Annotated in this window: 6 protein-coding genes; 1 reads left to right on the plus strand and 5 read right to left on the minus strand. The window is 71.0% G+C overall.

Going from position 1 to position 6,261, the window contains the following annotated elements:
* Nucleotides 1-32 precede the first annotated feature (32 nt).
* From NBW84_RS03660 to ctaE, 5 genes are all read right to left on the minus strand, one after another.
* A complete protein-coding gene (locus tag NBW84_RS03660; protein WP_250281695.1) occupies nt 33-899 on the minus strand; it encodes an ATP-binding cassette domain-containing protein in 867 nt (288 codons plus the stop codon).
* A gap of 263 nt (nt 900-1,162) precedes the next feature.
* Nucleotides 1,163-2,767: a cytochrome bc1 complex cytochrome b subunit gene (qcrB, locus tag NBW84_RS03665; protein WP_250281698.1), complete on the minus strand. Its 1,605-nt coding sequence runs from the start codon at nt 2,765-2,767 to the stop codon at nt 1,163-1,165.
* Entirely contained in the window at nt 2,764-3,972 is a 1,209-nt protein-coding gene (gene qcrA, locus NBW84_RS03670) for a cytochrome bc1 complex Rieske iron-sulfur subunit (RefSeq protein WP_250281700.1), read from the minus strand. Before qcrA ends, qcrB begins: the two co-directional genes overlap by 4 nt.
* Nucleotides 3,969-4,772 (minus strand): cytochrome bc1 complex diheme cytochrome c subunit, encoded by an 804-nt coding sequence (gene qcrC, locus NBW84_RS03675; protein WP_250281702.1) that lies wholly within the window; start codon nt 4,770-4,772, stop codon nt 3,969-3,971. Before qcrC ends, qcrA begins: the two co-directional genes overlap by 4 nt.
* 5 nt (nt 4,773-4,777) lie before the next feature.
* A complete protein-coding gene (ctaE, locus tag NBW84_RS03680; RefSeq protein WP_445548468.1) occupies nt 4,778-5,416 on the minus strand; it encodes an aa3-type cytochrome oxidase subunit III in 639 nt (212 codons plus the stop codon).
* Between the two features lie 116 nt (nt 5,417-5,532).
* Here ctaE and NBW84_RS03685 point away from each other — a divergent pair.
* Nucleotides 5,533-6,261: cytochrome c oxidase assembly protein (locus NBW84_RS03685; RefSeq protein WP_250281704.1), on the plus strand; the 729-nt coding region annotated here is incomplete at its 3' end.

Genomic DNA, 6,261 nt, shown 5'->3' on the forward strand with positions numbered 1-6,261 from the left:
CGGTGCTCCGGGAATCCCGCTCCCCGGGAGGGCTAGCCAACCCGGCTGGCGGCACGGCGGGTGTGCTGGACGCCACGGAAATCACCTGCCTCGTTGCCGTTGCCGTTGCCGGCGAGCGCGCCGCCGGTGTGGTGCCGGAAGACGTCCTCCAGGCTGGCCCGCGGGCCCAGCGCGGCCTTCAGCTCGCCGGGCACACCGGTGGCCCGTACCCGGCCGGCGTGCATCAGCGCGACCCGGTCGCAGAGGACGTCGGCCTCCTCCATGTAGTGGGTGGTCAGCAGCACCGCCATGCCGTACTCCTCGCGCAGGCGCAGGACGTGCTCCCAGACGCTGTCGCGGGCGATCGGGTCGAGGCCGACGGTCGGCTCGTCGAGGATGAGCAGCCGTGGCGCGTTGACCAGGGCCTGGGCCAGTTCCAGGCGGCGGACCATCCCGCCCGAGTAGGTGCGCGCCAGCCGGTCGGCGACGTCGGTCAGGCCCATGGCCGCCAGCGCCTGGTCGACCCTGGCCCGGCGGTGCCGGCGCGGGACGTCGAACAGGCCGGCGAACAGCGCGACGTTCTCGCGTCCGGTCAGCCCGCTGTCCGCGGAGAGCATCTGCGGGACGTAGCCGATCAGCCGCCGGGCCCGGATCGGCTGGCGGGCCGCGTCCACCCCGAAGACGGCAGCCGAGCCGGCCGCCGGCCGCAGCAGCGTCACGATGACGCGGATCGCCGTGGTCTTGCCGGCGCCGTTCGGCCCGAGCAGGCCGACGATCTCCCCGGGGGCGAGGGTGAGGTCGAGGGAGTCGACCGCGGTCTTCGCACCGAAGCGGTAGGTCAGCCCCCGGACGTCCAGCGCCGGCGGGTCGTCCCGGGCCGGCGCGGACGCGGCCGGGGACACGGAGTGATCGATGGACATCCGGCCTCCATATCTTTTTCTTTCTACAACTAACTATCCACCTCCACGGCTGCCGCGTCACCTGCCCCGGGCCGGCCACCCGCACGCCGGCCCGCCTTCCTCCGCCCAGCGGCGGCCGGCCAGCCGGCCAGCCGGCCGGCCAAACCATCGGACATCCGCCCGAACAGCCCGTAAACGGCCTGGAGCCTCCCACCTCCGGATGACGGAAGCGGAAGGCCCCAGGTAGGCCGTGCGGCGGGAAGAACCGGGAAGAGCTCAGCCGGTCAGTGCCCGCCCTCGGGACGCTGCGGGGAGCCGGTCGGCTCCGGCTGGCGTTCCTCGTCCTCGACGAAGAAGCCGCTGACAGCCCGTCCCGCACGGCGCACGAGGTCGCCCTTGCCGTGCCCCTCCCCCGCGGGCGGCAGGGCCACCCGGTCGGTCGGCACCCGGGGGTGGTCGGGCACCGGCGGCAGCTTCGGCCGGTGCTCCTCGATGAACTCCCCGTTGGGCAGCTGCTGGATGATCCCGGTCTCGATGCCGTGCGCGGCGATCTCGCGGTCACGCTCCTGCAGGTGGATGCACAGCTTCCTGGTGAGGTAGAAGGCGATCGGCGGCAGGACGATGGCGCCGACACGTCCCGCCCAGGTCATCGCGTTCAGCGAGATGTCGAACGTCTTGGCGATGACGTCGTTGCCACCCGAGATCCACAGCACCAGGTAGAACGCGATGGCGAAGACGCCGAGGGCGGTGCGGGTGGGCGCCTCGCGCGGGCGCTGCAGCAGGTTGTGCGACTCCTTGTCACCGGTGACCTTCGCCTCGATGAACGGGTACACGGCGAGCAGGGTGAACAGGATGCCGGGCAGGATCAGCGTCGGCCAGAACACCGCCGGGACGGTGTGCCCGAGCCCACGGAACTCCCACGGCGGGAACAGCCGGGTCGATCCGTCCAGGAAGCCGATGTACCAGTCCGGCTGGGAGGCGGAGCTGACGTTCGCCGGGTCGTACGGCCCGAAGGCCCAGATCGGGTTGATCTGGGCAAGGCCCCCGAGCAGGGCGAGCATCGCGAACACCAGCATGAAGAAGCCGCTGGACTTCGCCGCGAAGACCGGGAAGACCCGGTGCCCGACGACGTTGTGCTCGGTCTTGCCCGGCCCGGGGAAGTCGGTGTGCTTCTGGTGCCAGAGGATGCCCAGATGGGCGCCGATCAGCGCCAGCAGGATGCCCGGCACCAGCAGGATGTGGACGACGTACAGCCGGGGGATGAAGTTCTCGCCCGGCCACTCACCGTTGAAGACGAGGAAGGACGCCCAGGTGCCGACGACCGGGATCGACTGCGCGATGGACGCGGCGATCCGCAGCCCGGTGCCGGAGAGCAGGTCGTCCGGCAGCGAGTAGCCGGCGAAGCCCTCCAGGATGCCCAGCACGAACAGGCCGACGCCGATCAGCCAGTTGACCTCGCGGGGCTTGCGGAAGGCGCCGGTGAAGAACACCCGCATCAGGTGCACCAGGATGGACGCGACGAACAGCAGCGCGGCCCAGTGGTGGATCTGGCGGAAGACCAGGCCCGCGCGGGTGTCGAAACTGATCTCCAGGGTCGACGCGTAGGCGCGGCTCATCTCGACGCCCTTGAGCGGCACGTACGAGCCGTCGTAGACGACCTCGGTGTTGCTCGGGTCGAAGAACAGCGTCAGGTAGATGCCGGTCAGCACCAGGATGACGAAGCTGTAGAGGGCGATCTCCCCGATCATGAAGGACCAGTGGCCGGGGAACACCTTGTTCAGGTTGCGCCGCAGCGCCTCCTGCGTGCCGAACCGTTCGTCGGCCGCCCGGTTGAGCGCGCGGACGGGGCCCGGCCTCTTGACCAGGGGCGGTGGTGGGACGGTGGTCATGAGCGCTCCCAGAAGGCGGGACCGACGGGCTCGGTGTAGTCGCCGTCTCGTGCGATGAAATATCCGTCCGCGTCAACGCCGATCGCCAGCTGCGGCAGGGACCGGCTGGCCGGCCCGAAGATCGCTCGACATCCGTCCAGCACATCGAACACGGACTGGTGGCAGGGGCAGAGCAGGTGGTGGGTCTGCGCCTCGTAGAGGCTGACCGGGCAGCCCGCGTGGGTGCAGATCTTGGAGTAGGCGACGTGGCCGTCGTAGGCCCAGTTCTCCCGGCCCGGCCGCGGCCGATTCTCGTCCGGGCCGAGCCTGATCAGGACGGTGGCGCTGTCGGCCTTCTGGTGCAGGGTGAGCTGGGGCTCGTAGCGGACCCTGCCGTCCGGCTCGGTGACCGGGACCGCCGGGAACACCGTCTCGATGCCGCCGATGGAGATGTCACCGAGCCTGACCGGGGTGCCCTCGCCGGTGACCAGCCGGGCGCCCTTCACCCAGTGGGTGTGGTTGAGCTGCTTGCCCGGCTTGCGGTTGGTCAGGTTCAGCAGCGGTACCACCAGCAGGGCGCCGAGCACCGTGCCCGCGCCGAGCAGGGTCCGGCGGATCAGCGGCCGGCGGGCCAGCCCGGTGTCGGCGTAGCCGAGGGCGACCGTCTCCTCGGTGGCGGCGATCTCCTCGTCCGCGGACCTGAAGGGATGCCGCTCCTGGACGGCCTCCTCGTGCGGCATGAGCCGCTTGGCCCAGATGATGACCCCGAACCCGATGCCGCCCACGGCCAGGGCGAGCGCGGCGCCCAGGGCCGGGGTGTAGTACTCCTTGTGCTTGTCACCGACGAAGTTAGTGACGACGAACCCGACCGTCCCGATGATCGAGACCACGAACCAGAACGCGGCCAGCCGCTCGGCCCGGCGTTCGGCCCGGCGGTCGACCGCCTCGGCGTGGGGATCGCGTACGCTCACGCCCCGCTCGGGCGGCTCGGCCAGCAGGACCGTCGACCCCGCGCGGGTCGAGTCGGTCTGGTGCGGCGGGGTGCCGAGACGCTCGGGACCGTCGTCACGGCCCTGCCGCAGCTCGGGCCCGCCAGCGCCGGCGCCGGCGCCGGACCCGGACGCGGGCTCCCCCGACGGCTTCACCGGGTGCTTGGCCCGGTCGAAGATGCTGCCGCCGTCGCCGGACGGGCCCGGGCCGGCGTTGTCGTCGTCCTGCTTGCTCATACCTTCTGCCTCGCTCCGATCCACAGGCACACCGCGAGCAGGCCGCCGATCCCGACCAGCCAGGCCAGCAGCCCTTCGGGGACCGGGCCGTACTTGCCGAGGTCGTGGCCACCGGCGCCCGAGGCCTCGCTGACGTGCCGGACGTACTTGGCGATCGCGACCGCGTCGGCCTCGTCGATCTGCCCCGGGCCGAACAGGGGCATCGACTCCGGACCGGTCCGCATCGCCTCGATGATCTGGGTCGGGGTGGCGTGGCTGAGGTCCGGCGCGTACTTGCCGTAGGTCAGCGGCGCGCCCGCGCCCGCCGCCTGGTGGCACTGGGCGCAGTTCGCCCGGTACAGCTCCCCGCCGTGGGCCAGGTCAGCGTCGTCCCACTCGGCCTCGTCGATGACCGGCTTCTTCGGGCCGCCGCCGAGGCTGTCGATGTAGGCGGCCAGCTGGTCGATCTGCGTCTGGCTGTAGATCGGGTCCTTGCGCTTGGCCTGCGCGCCCGGCGCGGCCAGCGGCATCCGCCCGGTGCTGACCTGGAAGTCGACCGCGGCCGACCCGACGCCGATCAGGCTCGGGGCCTGGTTGCCGCCCTGGCCCTGCAGGCCGTGGCAGCTTGAGCAGCCCTGGAGGTAGAGGGCGCGGCCCGCCCGGACGGCCTCGTTGGTCGCCGCGGTGTCCTCGGCCGTCCCGCGCGGAGCGAACGCCGTCCACAGCACGCCGGTGGCCGCGAGCGCCACCAGCAGGACCACGGCCGAGGAACGCCGACGCCGGCGTACGGATGCGCGGGCAGCGCCCGTAGATGCAGTCATGTCGCTCACTGGAGGAGGTAGATGGTCGCGTACAGGCCGATCCAGACGACGTCGACGAAGTGCCAGTAGTACGACGTCACGATCGCGGACGTCGCCTTCTCGGGCGTGAACCTGCCGTAGGTCGACCGGGCGAGCACGATCACGAAGGCGACGAGCCCGCCGATGACATGCAGGCCGTGGAAGCCGGTCGTGAGGTAGTACACGGACCCGTAGGCATGGGACGAGATCGAGAACTCGTTCTCGCGGAAGTACTCCCACGCCTGGCCGCCGACGAACACCAGGCCCATGAGCAGGGTGATGACGTACCAGCGGCGCAGCCCGTAGACGTCACCGCGCTCGGCCGCGAACACGCCGAGCTGGCAGGTCAGGCTGGAGAGCACCAGGATCGTCGTGAAGAAGAGCGCGAAGCCGACGTGCAGGTGGACCGGGCCGTACTCGGACCCCGCGGGAACGCCGGTGACCGGCGGCCAGTTGTCGCTGTCGACCGACCGGATCGTGTAGTACATCGCGAACAGGGCCGCGAAGAACATCAGCTCCGATGACAGCCACACGATCGTCCCCACGGAAACCATCGAGGGACGGTTGGCCGTGGGGTGCGGCGGCGGAGCTTTCTCAAGGACGGAGGCGGAGGCCACGTCGGTCATTCTGGCACGCGATCCGCCAGGCGCCACCGTAGGTTCGACATTCGGTAGGACTACGAGCTGTCGAGGGTTCGGCCGAACCCCCGTCCAGCCCCGATCGGAGTGAGGTGAAAGGGCCTGTGACCAGTCCCGGTGCCCTTGCCGCGGCAGGCGCGGGAAGCCTGCTCGCATCGTCCGGGCAGGGAGAACTTCCACCGCCACCGACCGTCGGACGGATGCTGCTGCACCTCTCGCCGGAACCCGGCCCGCTGCTGCTGGTCGCCCTCATGGGCGGGCTGTACCTGTTCGGCGTGAGCAGACTCACAGATCGCGGAGACGCCTGGAGCCGCTGGCGGACCGCCTCCTGGCTGGCCGGCCTGCTGGTGGTCGCCTATGCGCTCGTCGGCGGGATAGCCGCCTACGACACCGCCCTGTTCAGCGCACACGCCGTCCAGCACATGTTGCTCGGCACGGTCGCGCCCATCCCGCTCGCGCTGGGCGCCCCCGTGACACTGGCGCTGCGGGCCCTGCCGCTGCGCCCCCGCCGGCTGCTGGTGAGGCTGCTGCACAGCCGGGTGGCGCGGGTGGCCGCCTTCCCGCTGGTCGGCTTCGCCGTGTTCATCGTGAGCCTCTACGGGCTGTACTTCACCAGCCTGTACGAGGCGTCGCTGCGGCACCCGGTGCTCCACCTGTTCCTGCACGCGCACTTCCTGGCCGTCGGCTGCCTGTTCTACTGGCCGATCATCGGGCTCGACCCGATGCCGGGACGGCTGCCGTACTGGGGGCGGCTGCTCCTGCTGTTCGTGACCTTCCCGATGCACGCGCTGTGGGCGCTGGCGATGTTCACCACCGACGAGGTCTTCGCCGCG

This window comes from Protofrankia sp. CiP1_Cm_nod2 (assembly GCF_920664355.1).
Taxonomy (GTDB): Bacteria; Actinomycetota; Actinomycetes; order Frankiales; family Frankiaceae; genus Protofrankia.